Raw genomic sequence first — 16,447 nt, 5'->3', positions numbered from 1 at the left:
TGGGGACGTTGGGATTCTCTGAGGGCACCGGGAACGGGGCGGCACCCACATCTCGAAAGAGATACGTTTTGAGAACGGTGAGGTCGCATAGTTACCTCCGCGTGACATACTCTTGGCTTCGCGCAAGCCGTATGTCGCAATTGCCGGTTATCCGGTTGTGGGGGAGAACATGAGAGTTCGGCTTCTCGTGGCCGCGGGCGGCGGTCTGCTGATCACCGCCCTCCTTCCCGGTTGTGGTCTGGCCTTCGGGCACGAGGACGTCGAGCCGCCCAACGGTGCTCCGGGCACCCAGGGCGCCTCCGACGAGGACGAGCCCGACATGCCCAAGCACAACGTCAGCACCGAGGACCTGCTCATCGTCGTCGACGACGGTGCCGAGGTGAGCGAGGACTGCGGTGAGCGCGAGGTCGTCGTCACCGCGGACGACGCCGTCGTCGTGCTGCACGGCGAGTGCGGGCTGGTGCGCGCCACCGGTCGCGGCTCCACCGTCGACGTGGGCTCGGCCGACAAGATCGTGCTGGTCGGAGTGGACAACAGGATCTCCTTCGCCGCTGGTGAGCCCGAGGTGATCAACCACGGGCGCAACACCACCGTGGCCGAGGGCGGCGCGGCGCAGCGGTGACCCCGCGGGCGGCGTATGCGGGGAGGTCCGCGCCGGAGGGTTGGTGCCGGGGGATTCGTGCCGGGGAGTTCGTGCTGGGGCCCGTGCCCGGGGATGCCGTCCGCGCCGGGGGTTCGTGTCGGAGCGTTGACCGCCCCGGCGTCCGAGAGTGACCTTCGATCCGTTACGGTGGTGCGCGTCCGTGCGCGCGCGGGGAATGCGGCGCGGGACGCCGAGGCCGAGCGGGCGCGGCGACGCGCAGTGAATTCTTGGTTGCAGTTGGCTGTTTCGTCCTCCTGGTCGGTTCTGAGGCGGTACGGTCGTTTCGTTCCGCCCGCGGTGTGGCCTGTCCCGCCGGGGCGGCACGACGGCCCAGGGGCGGCGCACGCGCCCTGCCGGAGCCGTTCCGAGGGCGCGCGTTCGACGTGAGGACCCGCTAGGGGAGGGGTGGATGAGCGGTTATGTCGCACGGGTGCGGCATGATGAGTCGCCCGGGGGCGACGTCGGCCTGGACCCGTTGGTGAGTTCGGCCGCCCAGCGCTGGGCGGCCGTGGATTCGCTGTTGCCCGAACCGGTCAACTTCGCTGCGGGCTCCTATCCCCTCCTGACCGTCAGCGACGAGGACGGCCGTGCCGTCGCCGCCGGAACCATGCACTACACCTGGTACCAGCCGGGCGAGGTCGGCCGGATATGGGGCGTGCCCGACCAGCACTGGCTCACCCCCATCGTGGGCGGGCCCGACCCCGGCCGCGCCCTGGACTCGCTGCTGACCAGCTGGCGCGACCAGTTGGAGGACCTGCCGACCGGCACCGGTTCGGAGTCGGCGGCCCTGGTGAGCTGGCCCGCCCGCGACGTGTGCGGCATCATCCCGCTCCAGCGCCACGGCCTGCAGCCCTACACCGTGCTGGCCGCCCGCCAGCGCCGCCGCGGCGTGCCCCCGTCGCTGCCGCCGCGCGACGTGACCATCCGGCTGGCCGACCGCAGCGACCTGACCCAGGTGGTCGGCCTCCTCATGGAGGAACACCGCTACGAGCAGCACTTCGGCGGGGTGTTCCTGCAACCCGACACCGCAGAGCAGACCCGTGAGGTGGCCGCCCGGGCGCTGAACCGCTCCCGGTCCTGGATCTGGCTGGCCGAACGGCGCGGTCGCGCCGTGGGCCTGCTGTGGGTGTCCCCGCCCGAGCGTTCGCGCTGGGCCAAGTCGCTGGTCAACGCGCGCCCGATCGCGCACATCGGCTACGGGGTGGTGACCGCCGCGGAGCGCGGCAGCGGGATCGGCACGGCGCTGGTGGGCCAGGCGCACCAGGCCCTGGACAGCCACGGTGTGGGCGTCTCGGTGCTCAACTACGCGGCGATGAACCCGCTGTCGGGGCCGTTCTGGCACCGCATGGGGTACCGCCCGGTGTGGACGACCTGGGAGGTCCGCCCCGCGCTCGCCCTGCGCTGATCCGGGCGGCACGAAGCCGGGGGGCCGGGGCGGCCCCCCGGTATCCAGTAGACCGCGCTCCCCCCGTCCCGCGCCAGCGGCGTTCCGGTGCCTGTGGACGACGGGGGCGCGGCCCGGTGCGGGTCCGCCGACGGGCGCTCCACTACCCTTGCGCTGACGCAACGGCGCGTGGAAGGGGACGGACGATGGCTGCCAGCGACAGCGGGCCCGAGGGCGCGGAGCACGTCGAGATCGTCGAGGTGGGGCCGCGCGACGGCCTCCAGAACGAGGCGAGAACCCTTTCGGTCGAGGACCGCGTCGAACTGATCGACCGCGCGGTGGCCGCCGGGGTGCGCCGGATCGAGGCGGTCAGCTTCGTCAACCCCAAGCGCGTCCCCCAGATGGCCGGGGCAGAGGAGGTCATGGCGGGTGTCACGCGCGCGCCGGGAGTCTCCCACACCGGGCTGGTCCTCAACCGGCGCGGCCTGGACCGCGCGGTGGCCGCGCGGGTGTCGGAGGTCAACGTCGCCGTGCCCGCCACCGACGGGTTCTGCGTCCGCAACCAGGGGTGCACCGTCGAGGAGATGCTCGGCACCCTGGCCGACATCGACACCGCGCTGGAGGGCACGGGCATCCCGCTGAGCGTGACCGTCTCCACCGCGTTCGGCTGCCCCTTCGACGGCGAGGTGGCGCCCGAACGCGTGGTGGAGGTGGTCCGCCGCATCGCCGACACGGGTGCTGTGGAGATCGCCCTGGCCGACACGATCGGTGTGGGCGTGCCCCGGCAGGTGGGGGAACTCGTGACCGCCGTCGGCGAGGTCGCGGACGGACGCGCGCTGCGCTGTCACTTTCACAACACCCGCAACACCGGTTACGCGAACGCGCTCGCGGCCGTGGACGCGGGCGTGCGGGTGCTCGACTCCAGCCTGGGCGGCTTCGGCGGCTGCCCCTTCGCCCCCGCCGCCACCGGCAACATCGCCACCGAGGACCTTCTGTACGCGCTGCACCGCAGCGGCCTGCACACCGGGATCAGCCTCTCCGGTGCCGCCGCCCTGGGCGAGTGGATGGGCCAGCGCCTGGGCAAGCAGCCGCCCGCCTACCTGGGCCGCGCCGGCGCCTTTCCGGCCTGACCCGGTGTGGTGTTCGTCGCCCTGCCCGCGCAGCCCCGGGCAGGGAGCCGCGAACAGTTTCCGCGCGGCCCGAACCGCTGTGGGCAAGGCGATCACGCTGGTGACGGGAGGGAACCCGGGGGTGTACGGAGGTGTCCCCGGGTGTGGACATCCGGGGTGCCTGTTATCCTGGTGCCCCGTGGAGTCCGGCGGCCGGAGCGACGAAACCAACCGCCCGCAACCGGACCGCCGCACGGCCGCTCAGCCCGATCCGAGCCCGCCGTAGCCACTCAACCCACGGGAGCACCACTTTGGCATCCGCCGCGAGTACCAAGCACCTTTTCGTTACCGGCGGCGTCGCCTCCAGTCTCGGTAAAGGCCTGACCGCTTCCAGCCTGGGACGACTCCTGAAGTCGCGCGGCCTGCGGGTCACCATGCAAAAGCTCGACCCCTACCTCAACGTCGACCCGGGGACGATGAACCCCTTCCAGCACGGCGAGGTCTTCGTCACCGACGACGGGGCCGAGACCGACCTGGACGTCGGCCACTACGAGCGCTTCCTGGACACCGAGCTGTCCGCCACGGCCAACGTCACCACCGGCCAGATCTACTCCAGCGTCATCGCCAAGGAGCGCCAGGGCGCCTACCTCGGCGACACCGTGCAGGTCATCCCGCACATCACCAACGAGATCAAGGCGCGCATCTACGCGATGGACGCCCCCGACGTCGACATCGTCATCACCGAGATCGGCGGCACGGTCGGCGACATCGAGTCGCAGCCCTTCCTGGAGGCGGTCCGCCAGATCCGCCACGAGATCGGCCGGGACAACTGCTTCTTCCTGCACGTGTCCCTCATCCCCTTCCTCGGCCCGTCCGGCGAGATGAAGACCAAGCCCACCCAGCACTCCGTGGCCGCCCTGCGCAGCATCGGCATCCAGCCCGACGCCATCGTGTGCCGCTCGGACCGCCCCATCACGCAGAGCCTGAAGTCCAAGATCAGCCTCATGTGCGACGTGGACGAGGCCGGGGTGGTCTCCACCCCCGACGCCCCCTCGATCTACGACATCCCCAAGGTCCTGCACCGCGAGGGCCTGGACGCCTACGTCGTGCGCCGCCTGGGCATGCCCTTCCGGGACGTGGACTGGACCGAGTGGGACGAGCTGCTGCGCCGCGTGCACCAGCCCGACCACGAGGTCACCATCGCCCTGGTCGGCAAGTACATCGACCTGCCCGACGCCTACCTGTCGGTCAGCGAGGCGCTGCGCGCGGGCGGTTTCGCCACCGACACCCGCGTCAACATCCGCTGGGTGGCCAGCGACAACTGCGCCAGCCCCTCCGGCGCCGCCTCGGAGCTGGACGGCGCGGACGGCATCCTCATCCCCGGCGGCTTCGGCGTGCGCGGCATCGAGGGCAAGATCGGCGCCATCCGCTACGCCCGTGAGAACGGCGTGCCGCTGCTGGGCATCTGCCTGGGCCTCCAGGCCGTCGTCATCGAGTACGCCCGCGACGTGCTCGGGCTGGAGGGCGCCAACAGCACCGAGTTCGACGACAAGGCCGCCGACCCGGTCATCGCCACCATGGCCGACCAGACCGACGTCGTCGCCGGAGAGCGCGACATGGGCGGCACCATGCGCCTGGGCATGTACCCGGCCGCGCTGGGCGAGGGCACGGTGGTGCGCGAGCTCTACGAAGGCAGCGCCGAGGCCTCCGAGCGGCACCGCCACCGCTTCGAGGTCAACAACGCCTACCGCCCGAAGCTGGAGGAGGCGGGTCTGGTGTTCTCCGGGCTCTCCCCGGATGGCAAGCTGGTGGAGTACGTCGAACTGCCCCGGGACGCCCACCCGTTCTTCGTCGCGACGCAGGCGCACCCGGAGCTGCGTTCCCGCCCGACCAAGGCCAACCCGCTCTTCCGCGGACTGGTCTCGGCGGCCCTGGAGTACCACAACTCCTGATCAGAGGGGCCGGGCGGGGCACGAGTGAGTCCTGAGAGGCGAGAACCCATGCCCAGTGACACCCACCCGGCCCTTCCCGCGGGGGCGGACGCGAAGGTCGCGGACGCCCCCGAGTCGTGGCCGGTGGAGCGGTCCGAGGAACGCTTCCGCAGCGTCAAGTGCGGCATGCGTACGGACTGGGTGCGCATGGTCGGCAGCGACGGCGAGGGCACGACCGTGGCCGCCCGCGACTACATGGAGCACCCCGGCGCCGCAGCGGCCCTGGCCCTGGACGCCGACGGCCGGGTGCTGCTCCAGCGCCAGTACCGCCACGCCACCCGGCACACCCTGTGGGAGCTGCCCGCCGGGCTCATCGACGCGGAGGGCGAGGGGCCGCTGCGCACCGCCCAGCGCGAACTCGTCGAGGAGGCGGGGCTGCGCGCCGGGCTCTGGCACGAACTGGCCGAGTTCTTCCCCTCGCCGGGGTTCTCCGACGAGCGCATCCACGTGTACCTGGCCCGGGACCTGTCGGTGGTGCCGCCCGAGGAGATCGGCTTCGAACGCGAGCACGAGGAGGCCGACCTGGTCGCCGAATGGGTGCCCCTGGAGGAGGCGGTCGCCCTGGTGATGGCGGGCAGGCTGCACAACGGCGCCACCGTCATCGGCGTCCTGGCCGCCCAGGCCGCCTCCGCGGACGGGTTCGCCTCCCTGCGCGAGCCGGCGGAGGACTGACCCGTGGCCGACCGGGCGGGCGAGGAGCGGGACCCGCTGGCGCGGCTGTGCGCCGCCTTCCTGGACCACCTCAGCGCGGAGCGCGCCCTGGCCGACAACACCCTCGCGGCCTACCGTCGCGACCTGCGGCGCTACCGCGCGTATCTGGCCGGGCACGGCGTCCTCTCGCCCGACCGGGTGGGCCCCGACCGGGTGGGCGGCTTCCTGCGGGCCCTGCGCGAGGGCGACGCCGACCACCCGCCGCTCGGCGCCGCCTCGGCCGGGCGGGCCCTGGCCGCCGTGCGCGGCCTGCACCGGTTCGCGGCCCGGGAGGGCTGGGCCACCACCGATCCGGCCGCCGACGTCTCCCCGCCCGCGCCGCCGATGCGCCTGCCCAAGGCGGTGCCGCTGGCGTCGGTGGAGCGCCTCCTGGACGCCGCCGGACCAGTCGGGGCACCGGCCTCCGGCGACCGCGCCGACCTGCTGGCCCTGCGCGACCGGGCGCTGCTGGAGGTGCTCTACGGCACGGGCGCGCGCGTCTCCGAGGCGGTGGGGCTGGACGTGGACGACGTCGCCGACGCGCTGGAGGGCGACGACGCCGTGGGTCTGGTGCGCTTTCGCGGCAAGGGCGGCAGGGAGCGCGTGGTTCCGCTGGGATCCCACGCCCGCCGCGCGCTCTCGGGCTACCTGGTGCGGGCCCGGCCGGGCCTGGCCGCCTCCGGCCGGGGCGGCCCGGCGCTGTTCCTCAACGCGCGCGGGGGCAGGCTCACCCGCCAGGGCGGCTGGCGGATCCTGGCGGCCGTGGCCGAGCGCGCCGGGGTCGAGGGCGTCTCACCGCACACCCTGCGCCACTCCTTCGCCACCCACCTGCTCGACGGCGGAGCCGACATCCGGGTCGTCCAGGAGCTGTTGGGACACAGTTCGGTCACCACCACGCAGATCTACACGCTGGTGACGGTCGAGCACCTGCGCGAGGTCTACGCGTCGAGTCACCCCAGGGCACGGCGCTGAGCGGGGCGCCGCCACGAGGGGGCCGCGCGCGGTGCGAAGCGGAACAACCCGGTTGGAGGCTCCGATTTCCCCCAGGGGCGCAGGCGTGGGATTCTACCCGTACGTTTTGTTGATGTGCGTCGTGTCGGCGTTCTAGAGTCGCCGAGCGGAGGTACGTTGCTGTCGACATATTGAGTTTCCGACGGCGGCCAGGGACAGGGGCGCGCGGCATCCCTAGCCGTGGCCGATCCGTAGGGGAGGTCAAGGGTTGTGAACTGGGACAACGAGGCTGCGAACACCGCACCTGTCGGCGAGGGGGAGCTCGCCGGCCCGGTGACCAACCCGTGGGGGACGACACGCGACACGGGGGCTAACCTGCACACCTCAAGACCCGAGCGAGCCTATCCGGAGCCCGGGCCCGTAGATGAACACGGCCCGGCACGGATTGTAGCACTCTGTAACCAGAAGGGTGGGGTCGGCAAGACCACCACGACGATCAACCTCGGCGCCGCCATCGCCGAGTACGGAAGACGGGTGCTGCTGGTCGACTTCGACCCGCAGGGCGCCCTCTCCGTCGGACTGGGCCGCCTCGACCCGCGCGAACTGGACCTGACCGTCTACAACCTGCTCATGCAGCGGGACGTGACGGTCGAGGACGTCCTGCTCAAGACCGACGTCGACGGCCTGGACCTGATCCCGAGCAACATCGACCTGTCGGCCGCGGAGGTGCAGCTGGTCGGCGAGGTGGCGCGCGAGCAGATGCTCGGCCGCGCGCTGAGACCGGTCATCAACGACTACGACGTGGTCCTGATCGACTGCCAGCCCTCGCTGGGCCTGCTCACCGTCAACGCGCTCACCGCCGCGGACGGCGTCATCGTGCCGCTGGAGTGCGAGTTCTTCGCGCTGCGCGGTGTGGCTCTGCTGATGGACACCATCCAGAAGGTCCAGGAGCGGCTGAACGAGGACCTGGTCATCGACGGCTTCCTGGGCACCATGTACGACCCGCGCACGCTCCACGCGCGCGAGGTGCTGTCCACGATCATCGACGGTTTCGGGGACAAGGTCTACGGCACGGTCATCAACCGCACCGTGCGCTTCCCCGACGCCACCGTGGCGGGCGAACCCATCACCAGGTTCGACTCGTCCTCGGCCGGGGCCAACGCCTACCGGGAGCTGGCCAAGGAGGTGCTGGCGAGGTGGCCTCTCAGCGGTCACGGCGCGTGACCCTACCCGGGGCGGACGAACTGTTCTTCCGCCCCAGCGGCACCGAGGAGGTGCCGGAAGAGACCGAACGCCAGCACAAGGCACCGGAGCAGGGCAGCAAGGGCAGCAGGGGCGAGACTCCGTCGCGCTCCAACGGCACCACCAGGGGCACGTCCGCCGTTAAGGCGGCGCGCGCGCCCAAACCGAGCGGGCGCCAACGCCACGACGAGAAGATCACCGTCTACATCTCCGGGCCCGAACTGCTGGCACTGGAACAGACCCGGCTCTCGCTGCGCGCCGAGCACGGGCTGTCCGCCGACAGGGGCCGTCTCGTCCGCGAGGCCGTCGCCGTGCTGCTGGCGGACTTCGAGGAGAACGGACCGGCCAGCATGCTGGTACGCAGGCTGACCGAGGACTGAGGGCACGCGCACCGGTACCGGAGGGGGTGCCGGTCCGACGACGGAGGTGCCACGGGTGTCACCGGCGGGTTCTGGCCGGTGACACCCTTGTCTCATGAGGAAGACGACGCGGGGCCGGTGCCATGGGGGCTGAGGGAACGTCGGCGGACACCGGCGCGGAGGTGGACGACAACGCCTTCCAGGTGCACCTCGACAACTTCGAGGGGCCCTTCGACCTGCTCCTCGGACTGATCTCCAAGCACAAGCTGGACATCACCGAGGTGTCGCTGTCCAAGGTCACCGACGAGTTCATCGCGCACATCCGGGCGCACGGCGACGACTGGGACCTGGACCAGGCCAGCAACTTCCTGCTGGTCGCGGCGACCCTGCTGGACCTGAAGGCGGCGCGCCTGCTGCCGCGCGGCGACGTCGAGGACGAGGCCGACCTGGCCCTGCTGGAGGCCCGCGACCTGCTGTTCGCCCGGCTGCTCCAGTACCGCGCCTACAAGGAGGTCGCCTCGTTCATGCGGGCGCGGCTGGCCGCGCAGGGGCGCCGCTACGCGCGCGCCGTCCCGCTGGAGGAGCGCTTCGCCGGGCTGCGGCCGGACGTGCTGTTCAAACTGGGCCCCCAGGAGTTCGCGGCCCTGGCGGGGATGGTCTTCACGCCCAAGGAGCCGCCCAGCGTCCCGGTCACCCACATCCACCAGGCCAAGACGTCGGTCAAGGAACAGGGCGAGCTGATGGTCGCGGAGCTGCGCGAGCACGGGCGGCTGACCTTCGCCCAGCTCACGGCCGCCTGCACCGGTACCTTCGAGGTCATCGCCCGCTTCCTCGCCCTGCTGGAGCTGTACCGGGCCGCCAACGTCGGCTTCGACCAGCCCGAACCGCTGGGGGAGCTGCTCGTCTCCTGGACCGGCGGCGAGGGCGAGGTCGAGCTGGAGAGCGAGTACGACGAGGCCGACGGCGCCGGGGACACCGGCGGCGGGAGCGGGCCGCGGGAGACGGAGGAGCGCGCATGAGCGTCCGGGACACGGCGCAGGACCCGACAGCGGAGGACCTGTCGGCGGGGGGCACGGCGGCCCGGCAGACGGTCCGCGGTGCGGTCGGCGGGGAGTCGGCCGGAGCGGTCGTGGAGGCAGCCGGGGACCCCCCGGCCACCCTGCGCCGCGATCTGGAGGCCGTGCTGATGGTGGTGGACCAGCCGGTGTCGGAGTACGACCTGGCGCGGGCCATGGACGTGCCCGTCACGGTGGTCGTCGGGGTGCTGGAGTCGCTGTCGCGGGAATACACCGAGCAGGGCCGTGGTTTCGACCTGAGGGCGGTGGCCGAGGGGTGGCGTGTGTACACGCGGCCCGAATGCGCCGACGTCGTCGAGCACTTCCTCCGGGAGGGGCAGGAGGTGCGGCTCACCCAGGCCGCACTGGAGACGATGGCGGTGGTGGCCTACCGACAGCCGGTCTCCCGGGGCAGGGTCTCCGCCGTGCGCGGTGTCAACTGCGACGGGGTTATGCGTACCCTCGTACTGAGGGGCCTGATCGAAGAGGCCGGACACGACTCCGAGTCCGGCGCGCTGCTGTATCGGACCACCTCCTATTTCCTGGAACGGTTGGGCCTGCGAGGCCTCGACGAGCTGCCTGATCTGGCGCCGTTCCTCCCCGACGACATCGAAGGTCTAGACGACACCGGTGAGCACACCTAACAACAGTTCCCGCGGTGCGCGGGACGACGCCCCGCGCGGTGAGCGCGGCGACTACGACAAGCGCGGCGCACAGGGCCGCGGCGACAGCCGGGACCGCCGGGACGACCGTCCCCGCGGCGGTCACCGGGACGACCGCGGCCCCCGGGGCCGTGACGACCGCGGTGGTTTCCGGGGCGACCGCGGCGGGCGCGACTTCCGAGGCGGCCGTGACGGCCAGCGCGGTGAGGGCCGCTCCTTCGGCGGCGACCGCGACAACCGCCGCTCCTACGGTGACCGTGACAACAGGGACAACCGGGGCGGGCGCGACTTCCGTGACGGTGGGGACCGGCGTTCCTTCTCGGGCGGTCGTGATGACCGTGACCGCGGCGGCTTCCGGAATGACCGGGGCCGGGGCGGCGGCCGTGACGACCGCGGTGGTTTCCGGGGCGACCGGGCCGACCGCGGCGGGCGCGACTTCCGAGGCGGCCGCGACGGTCAGCGCGACGACCGCCGTTCCTTCGGTGACCGCGACAACCGCGGCGGACGTGACAGCCGTGGTCCCGGCGGTGGCCGTGACTTCCGTGAAGGTGGGGACCGCCGTTCGTTCTCTGGCGGTCGGGACGACCGTGGTGGCCGTGACTTCCGGGGCGGTCGTGACGACCGTGACCGCGGCGGCTTCCGCGGCGACCGCGACAACCGCCGCTCCTTCGACGACCGTGGGGGCCGTGACGGCCAGCGGGACAACCGTCGCTCGTTCGGTGACCGCGACAACCGCGGTTCGGGCGGCCGTTTCCAGGACCGTGACAACCGCGGCGGACGTGGTCCCGGTGGTGGCCGTGACTTCCGTGACGGTGGGGACCGCCGTTCGTTCTCTGGCGGTCGGGACGACCGTGGTGGCCGTGACTTCCGTGACCGCGAGGACCGCCGTTCGTTCGGTGACCGCGACAACCGCGGTTCGGGTGCTCGCTCCTACGACCGCGGCGGACGCGGCCCCGGCGGCGGCCGTGACGACCGTGACCGCGGTGGCGTCCGCGGCGACCGGGACAGCCGAGGCGGGCGCGACTTCCGAGGCGGCCGCGACGACCGCCGTTCCTTCGGTGACCGCGACAACCGCGGCGGGCGCGACAGCCGTGGCCCCGGTGGCGGGCGCGACTTCCGCGACCGCGAGCCCCGTGAAGACCGCGAGGACCGTCCCGGCGGCGACCGCTCCGGCGCCAAGCGCGTCACGAGCGAGAGCCAGCTCTCCAAGGCGGCCCGCGAACGGCTCAGCGCCCTGCGCGCCGACTACGACCCCAAGGACGAGGACCGCGCCGACGAGGCGCGCGACACCTACACCGACGTCCAGAACGGCATCCGCCTCCAGAAGGCGCTCGCCGCGGCCGGGGTCGCCAGCCGCCGGGCCAGCGAGGAGATGATCGCGGCCGGACGCGTCAGCGTGGACGGCCAGGTCGTGCGCAGGTTCGGCGCCCGGGTCGACCCCGAGTCCTCCGAGATCCGCGTCGACGGCATGCGCGTGGTCACCGCCCCGGACAAGCTGTACTTCGCGCTCAACAAGCCGCGCGGCGTCGTCAGCACCATGTGGGACCCCGAGGGCCGTCCCACCCTGGCCGACTACACCGGTCAGACCGAGGAGCGGATCTTCCACGTCGGTCGGCTCGACACCGAGACCGAGGGCCTCATCCTGCTGACCAACGACGGCGAGCTGGCCAACCGGCTCACCCACCCGCGTTACAAGGTCGTCAAGACCTACATCGCCAAGGTGCCCGGCCCGGTCCCGCACCGCGTCGTCCGCGAGGTTCAGAAGGGCGTGGAGCTGGAGGACGGCCCGGTCGAGGTCGACTCCTTCCGCGTGGTCGACAACGACCCGCCCAAGTCGCTCGTCGAGATCCGGCTGCACGAGGGCCGCAAGCACATCGTGCGCCGCCTCATGGAGGCCGTCGGCCACCCGGTCGCCGACCTCGCCCGCACCCAGGTCGGCCCGATCGACCTGAACGCCCTCAAACTGGGCACGATGCGGGCGCTCACCTCGCGTGAGGTGAGTGAACTCTACGAGGCCGCGGGCCTGTAGATACAGTTGACGGCGGTCGCCTGCCCGGACACCGGGCGGCGGCCGCCGTTCCCCTTTCCCGGGCACGGCACGCTGAACGAGGACGAGGCGGGATCGAACGTGGCGGTACGGGCCATCCGCGGTGCGGTACAGGTCGACGCGGACGAACGCGAGCAGGTTCTGGAGGCCACGGCCGAACTGGTCTCGGAGGTGATGCGGCGCAACTCACTGGAGACCGACGACGTGATCAGCGTGCTGTTCACCGCCACCCCCGACCTGAACAGCGAGTTCCCCGCGCTGGCCGCGCGCAAGCTCGGCTTCTCCGACGTCCCGCTGATGTGCGCGACCGAGATCGCCGTCCCCCACGCCCTGCCGCGCGTGGTGCGCCTCATGGCGCACGTGGAGACCGACCGGCCGCGCTCGGAACTCCAGCACGTCTACCTGCGCGGTGCCCAGGCGCTGCGGCTGGACATCGCCCAGTAACGGCCTCCGGCGGCCTCCGGGCAGGTCGTAGGCTTGGGAGGCAACGGGAACACGTCGGAGGCGGGGGAACAGTGGGCGACAGCGGCGGTGTGCGCGGGGACGGGGAGCAGCGGCTCCCGGTGCGCCGGGTCACGGTGGTCGGCACGGGGCTCATCGGCACGTCGGTGGCGCTCGCCCTGCGCTCGCGCGGCGTCGACGTCGCCCTCTCCGATCCCGACGCCGCCTCCCTGCGCCTGGCCTGCGACCTGGGTGCGGGACGCCCTCTTGAGGAGTCCGACGACCCGACCTCGGCCCCGGCCGACCTCGCGGTCATCGCCGCGCCGCCCGCCGTCATCCCCTCCGTGCTGCGCCGCGCCCAGGACCGGGGCCTGGCCCACGTCTACACCGACGTGGCCAGCGTCAAGGCGAGCGTGCTGGCCGAGGCCGAGCGGCTGGGCTGCGACATGGCCACGTTCGTGGCCGGGCACCCCATGGGCGGCAGGGAGAAGCAGGGCCCCGGCGCCGCGCGCGCCGACCTGTTCCTGGGCCGTTCGTGGGCGCTGTGCCCCACCGGCAAGGCCGAGGCGCAGGCCGTCGCCGTCGTCGCCGAGGTCGCCCGCATGTGCGGCGCGGACCCGCTGGTGCTGGACGCGGTGGCGCACGACCGGGCGGTGGCTCTGGTCTCGCACGCCCCCCACGTGGCCTCCTCGGCGGTGGCGGCCCGGCTGCTCTCGGGCGACGACGCCGCCCTGACCCTGGCGGGACAGGGCGTGCGCGACGTCACCCGGGTGGCGGGCGGCGACCCCGCCATGTGGTCCGAGATCCTCACGCACAACGCCGCCCCGGTCGCGGAGGTCCTGCACGCGGTGGCCGCCGACCTCGCGGCGACCGCCGACGCCCTGCGCGCGCTGGCGGACCCGCCAAGGGCGGGTGGGGCGTCGGACCGCGACCTGGCTCCGGTGCGCGACCTGCTGGAGCGCGGCAGGTCCGGCCACGGCCGCATCCCGGGCAAGCACGGCACGGTACGGCTGCCCGACTACACGGTCATGCCCGTGGTCATCCCCGACGAGCCCGGTGCGCTGGGCCGCCTGTTCGCCGCGGCGGCGGAGGCCGGGGTCAACATCGAGGACGTGCGCATCGAGCACACGCCCGGCCTGCCGCTGGGTGTGGCGCAGCTGTACGTGCTGCCCGAGGCGGTGGACACGCTCGCGCGGGCGCTGGCCGCCGACGGCTGGTCGGTGCATCCGGGACTCTGAGCCTCATTCGCGGCGGCCGTGCGCCTGTGGCGGGGTTCGAGCACCGGAACCGGCTGAGCCGCAGGTCAGGGCCCTCGGGTCCCGCCGGTCCCGGTTCCGGCCCGCCCGGATCCGGCGCGGGCCGCACGGTCCCGCGCACGCACGGGCCACCGGTAGGGTTGGGCGTCGGCAACAGTGAACGCAAGCGGGAGTCAACGGCAGTGAGCGCGCAGGACAGCACCGAGGGCATCGTCATCGCGATCGACGGTCCCTCCGGGTCGGGCAAGTCGAGCACCTCCCGGGGCGTGGCCAGGGCGCGGGAGCTGCGGTACCTCGACACCGGCGCGATGTACCGTGCGCTGACCTGGTGGATGCTCTCCCAGGGCGTGAACGTCAACGACGCCGACGCCGTGACCGCCCTCGTCGACACCCCCGTCATCACCATGGGCACCGACCCCGACGCGCCCTCCGTGGCGGTGGACGGCCGCGACGTGGCCGCCGAGATCCGCGGCAGGGAGGTCACCACCAACGTCAGCGCCGTCTCGGCCGTGCCCGCGGCGCGCGAGCGCCTCGTGCGCACCCAGCGCGAGATCATCGCCGCCGCCAGGGCCGAGAGCGCGGGCATCGTGGTCGAGGGGCGCGACATCACGACCGTCGTCGCCCCCGACGCCCCCGTCAAGCTCTTCCTGACCGCCAGCCCCGAGGCCCGCGCCCAGCGCCGCAGCAAGGAGGTCCGCAGCGCCGACGTCGCCGCCACCCAGGCCGACCTGGCCCGGCGCGACGCGCTGGACTCCAGCCGGGCGCACTCGCCCCTGCGCCAGACCGAGGACGCCACCGAGCTCGACACCAGCGGGCTGACACTGGACGAGGTCGTCGCCCTGGTGGTCAAGCTGGCCGACGAGGCCCGCGACCGCTGACCCGCGGGACGGGGCGCCGCCGAGTTCCGGTCGAATGGCGGCCCGCGCGGCCGGGCGTCGCCGCGACGGGCGCACGGTGCGCCCAGCGGCCGTAACACCGGACACATTCGTCCCCGACAGCCCTTTTCAGGGAACACAACGACATCCGCGGGGGTTCCTCCCCGTGGCCAGTACACGGGCGCCGTCGGCGCCCGCGTCGATCCGCGCGACCCGGGACACCGGGGCGGATCGGCCCTTCGCATCCTCGCGGCACGCATCCTGGGCGCGCGGGGACACAGAACCGGGAGCAGTACATGAGTGACTTCGACATCTCCGACGTCGTCCACGGGGGAGCGGACGCCGAAGAGCCCGCCGCCCTGCCCGTGGTGGCCGTGGTCGGACGCCCCAACGTGGGCAAGTCCAGCCTGGTCAACCGCATCATCGGCCGCCGTGAGGCCGTGGTGGAGGACGTGCCGGGCGTGACCCGCGACCGGGTCGCCTACGACGCCGAGTGGCAGAACACCAGGTTCACCCTGGTGGACACCGGCGGCTGGGAGACCAGCGTCAGCGGCCTGGCCGCCATGGTCGCCCGCCAGGCCGAGTACGCCGCGCAGACCGCGGACGTCATCCTGTTCGTGGTCGACGCGACCGTGGGCGTGACCGACGCCGACGCCGCCGTGACCCGCGTCCTGCGCTCGACCAAGCGCCCCGTGGTGCTGGCCGCCAACAAGGTGGACGGCAGCGGGCAGGAGGCCGACGCCCTCGACCTGTGGCAGCTGGGCGTGGGCCAGCCCTTCCCCATCAGCGCCCTGCACGGCCGCGGCACCGGCGACCTGCTGGACGCGATCGTGGCCGAGTTCCCCGAGCACCCCCTGGGCGAGGAGGACGAGGGCGAGGACGGCCCGCCGCGCATCGCGCTGCTGGGCCGCCCCAACGTGGGCAAGTCCAGCCTGCTCAACCGCCTCGCCGGTGAGGACCGGGTGGTCGTCGACGCCGTGGCGGGCACGACCCGCGACGCGGTGGACGAGCTGATCGAGCTGGGCGGGAAGACCTGGAAGTTCATCGACACCGCCGGTATCCGCCGCCGGTTCCGGGCCCTCCAGGGCGCCGACTACTACGCCACCATGCGCACCGGCACCGCCCTGGAGCGGGCCGAGGTCGCCGTGGTGCTCATGGACGTCAGCGAGCCCCTCGCCGAGCAGGACATCCGGGTCGTCGAGCAGGTCGTGGAGGCGGGCCGCGGCCTGGTCCTGGCCTTCAACAAGTGGGACATCCTGGACGAGGAGCGCCGGACCTACCTGGAGAAGGAGATCGACCGCCAGCTGGCGCGGGTCTCCTGGGCGCCGCGCGTGAACGTCTCGGCCAAGACCGGGCGCCACATGGAGAAGCTGGTCCCGGCGATCGAGACCAGCCTGAGCGGGTGGAACCAGCGCATCCCGACCGGGCAGCTCAACAACTGGCTCAAGGAGCTGGTGGCGGCCACCCCGCCGCCGGTGCGCGGCGGCAAGCAGCCCAAGATCCTGTTCGCGACGCAGGCGGGTTCTCGTCCGCCGCACTTCATCCTGTTCACCACCGGGTTCCTGGAGGACAACTACCGCCGCTTCATCGAGCGGCGCCTGCGGGAGGACTTCGGCTTCGAGGGCTCCCCGGTGCACATCAGCATGCGCATCCGCGAGAAGAAGGGCGGGGTCCAGGGCCGCGCCTCCAAGGGCAGCGTGCGTCCGGACCGCAAGCACCGCCGCCGGTAGCCGTACCGCTCC

Annotated in this window: 15 protein-coding genes; all 15 read left to right on the top strand. The window is 72.7% G+C overall.

Annotated elements, in window-relative coordinates; translation table 11 throughout:
• Nucleotides 1-169: 169 nt before the first annotated feature.
• The 15 genes from KGD83_RS20770 to der all read left to right on the top strand — a co-directional run bounded on the left by KGD83_RS20770 (nt 170) and on the right by der (nt 16,435).
• Nucleotides 170-622 (top strand): DUF3060 domain-containing protein, encoded by a 453-nt coding sequence (locus KGD83_RS20770; RefSeq protein WP_212640764.1) that lies wholly within the window; start codon nt 170-172, stop codon nt 620-622.
• Between the two features lie 430 nt (nt 623-1,052).
• Nucleotides 1,053-2,048, top strand: a complete 996-nt coding sequence (locus KGD83_RS20765) for a GNAT family N-acetyltransferase (RefSeq protein WP_212640763.1) — start codon at nt 1,053-1,055, stop codon at nt 2,046-2,048.
• A 185-nt stretch (nt 2,049-2,233) separates the two neighbouring features.
• Complete coding sequence (locus tag KGD83_RS20760) at nt 2,234-3,157, top strand: hydroxymethylglutaryl-CoA lyase (RefSeq protein ID WP_212640762.1); 924 nt, start codon at nt 2,234-2,236, stop codon at nt 3,155-3,157.
• 290 nt (nt 3,158-3,447) lie between these two features.
• Entirely contained in the window at nt 3,448-5,088 is a 1,641-nt protein-coding gene (locus KGD83_RS20755; RefSeq protein ID WP_212640761.1) for a CTP synthase, read from the top strand.
• A gap of 48 nt (nt 5,089-5,136) precedes the next feature.
• Entirely contained in the window at nt 5,137-5,799 is a 663-nt protein-coding gene (locus KGD83_RS20750) for an NUDIX domain-containing protein (protein ID WP_212640760.1), read from the top strand.
• Between the two features lie 3 nt (nt 5,800-5,802).
• On the top strand, nt 5,803-6,789 hold the full coding sequence (locus KGD83_RS20745; RefSeq protein ID WP_212640759.1) for a site-specific tyrosine recombinase XerD: 987 nt from the start codon (nt 5,803-5,805) through the stop codon (nt 6,787-6,789).
• A gap of 249 nt (nt 6,790-7,038) precedes the next feature.
• The gene (locus tag KGD83_RS20740) at nt 7,039-7,992 is read left to right on the top strand and encodes a ParA family protein (RefSeq protein WP_212640758.1); all 954 of its coding nucleotides are present in this window, start codon (nt 7,039-7,041) and stop codon (nt 7,990-7,992) included.
• On the top strand, nt 7,989-8,390 hold the full coding sequence (locus KGD83_RS20735) for a hypothetical protein (RefSeq protein WP_212640757.1): 402 nt from the start codon (nt 7,989-7,991) through the stop codon (nt 8,388-8,390). The genes KGD83_RS20740 and KGD83_RS20735 overlap by 4 nt, the downstream gene beginning before the upstream one ends.
• Nucleotides 8,391-8,512: 122 nt before the next feature.
• The gene (locus tag KGD83_RS20730; protein ID WP_212640756.1) at nt 8,513-9,388 is read left to right on the top strand and encodes a segregation and condensation protein A; all 876 of its coding nucleotides are present in this window, start codon (nt 8,513-8,515) and stop codon (nt 9,386-9,388) included.
• Nucleotides 9,385-10,068 carry an SMC-Scp complex subunit ScpB gene (scpB, locus tag KGD83_RS20725; protein ID WP_249351983.1) on the top strand — a complete coding sequence of 228 codons (684 nt, stop codon included), beginning with the start codon at nt 9,385-9,387 and terminating at the stop codon, nt 10,066-10,068. Before KGD83_RS20730 ends, scpB begins: the two co-directional genes overlap by 4 nt.
• Nucleotides 10,055-12,115: a pseudouridine synthase gene (locus tag KGD83_RS20720; RefSeq protein WP_212640755.1), complete on the top strand. Its 2,061-nt coding sequence runs from the start codon at nt 10,055-10,057 to the stop codon at nt 12,113-12,115. Before scpB ends, KGD83_RS20720 begins: the two co-directional genes overlap by 14 nt.
• Before the next feature lie 99 nt (nt 12,116-12,214).
• Entirely contained in the window at nt 12,215-12,577 is a 363-nt protein-coding gene (aroH, locus tag KGD83_RS20715) for a chorismate mutase (protein ID WP_013152028.1), read from the top strand.
• Nucleotides 12,578-12,648: 71 nt separating this feature from the next.
• A complete protein-coding gene (locus tag KGD83_RS20710) occupies nt 12,649-13,812 on the top strand; it encodes a prephenate dehydrogenase (protein ID WP_212640754.1) in 1,164 nt (387 codons plus the stop codon).
• A gap of 200 nt (nt 13,813-14,012) precedes the next feature.
• Nucleotides 14,013-14,708, top strand: a complete 696-nt coding sequence (cmk, locus tag KGD83_RS20705; protein WP_212640753.1) for a (d)CMP kinase — start codon at nt 14,013-14,015, stop codon at nt 14,706-14,708.
• A 293-nt stretch (nt 14,709-15,001) separates the two neighbouring features.
• Entirely contained in the window at nt 15,002-16,435 is a 1,434-nt protein-coding gene (der, locus tag KGD83_RS20700) for a ribosome biogenesis GTPase Der (RefSeq protein WP_212640752.1), read from the top strand.
• The last annotated feature ends 12 nt before the right edge of the window (nt 16,436-16,447 follow it).

It is taken from the genome of Nocardiopsis akebiae (assembly GCF_018316795.1).
Classification (GTDB): domain Bacteria; phylum Actinomycetota; class Actinomycetes; order Streptosporangiales; family Streptosporangiaceae; genus Nocardiopsis; species Nocardiopsis dassonvillei.
Note: the sequence above shows the minus strand (reverse complement) of the source record. Positions and strands in the feature narration are given on the sequence as shown.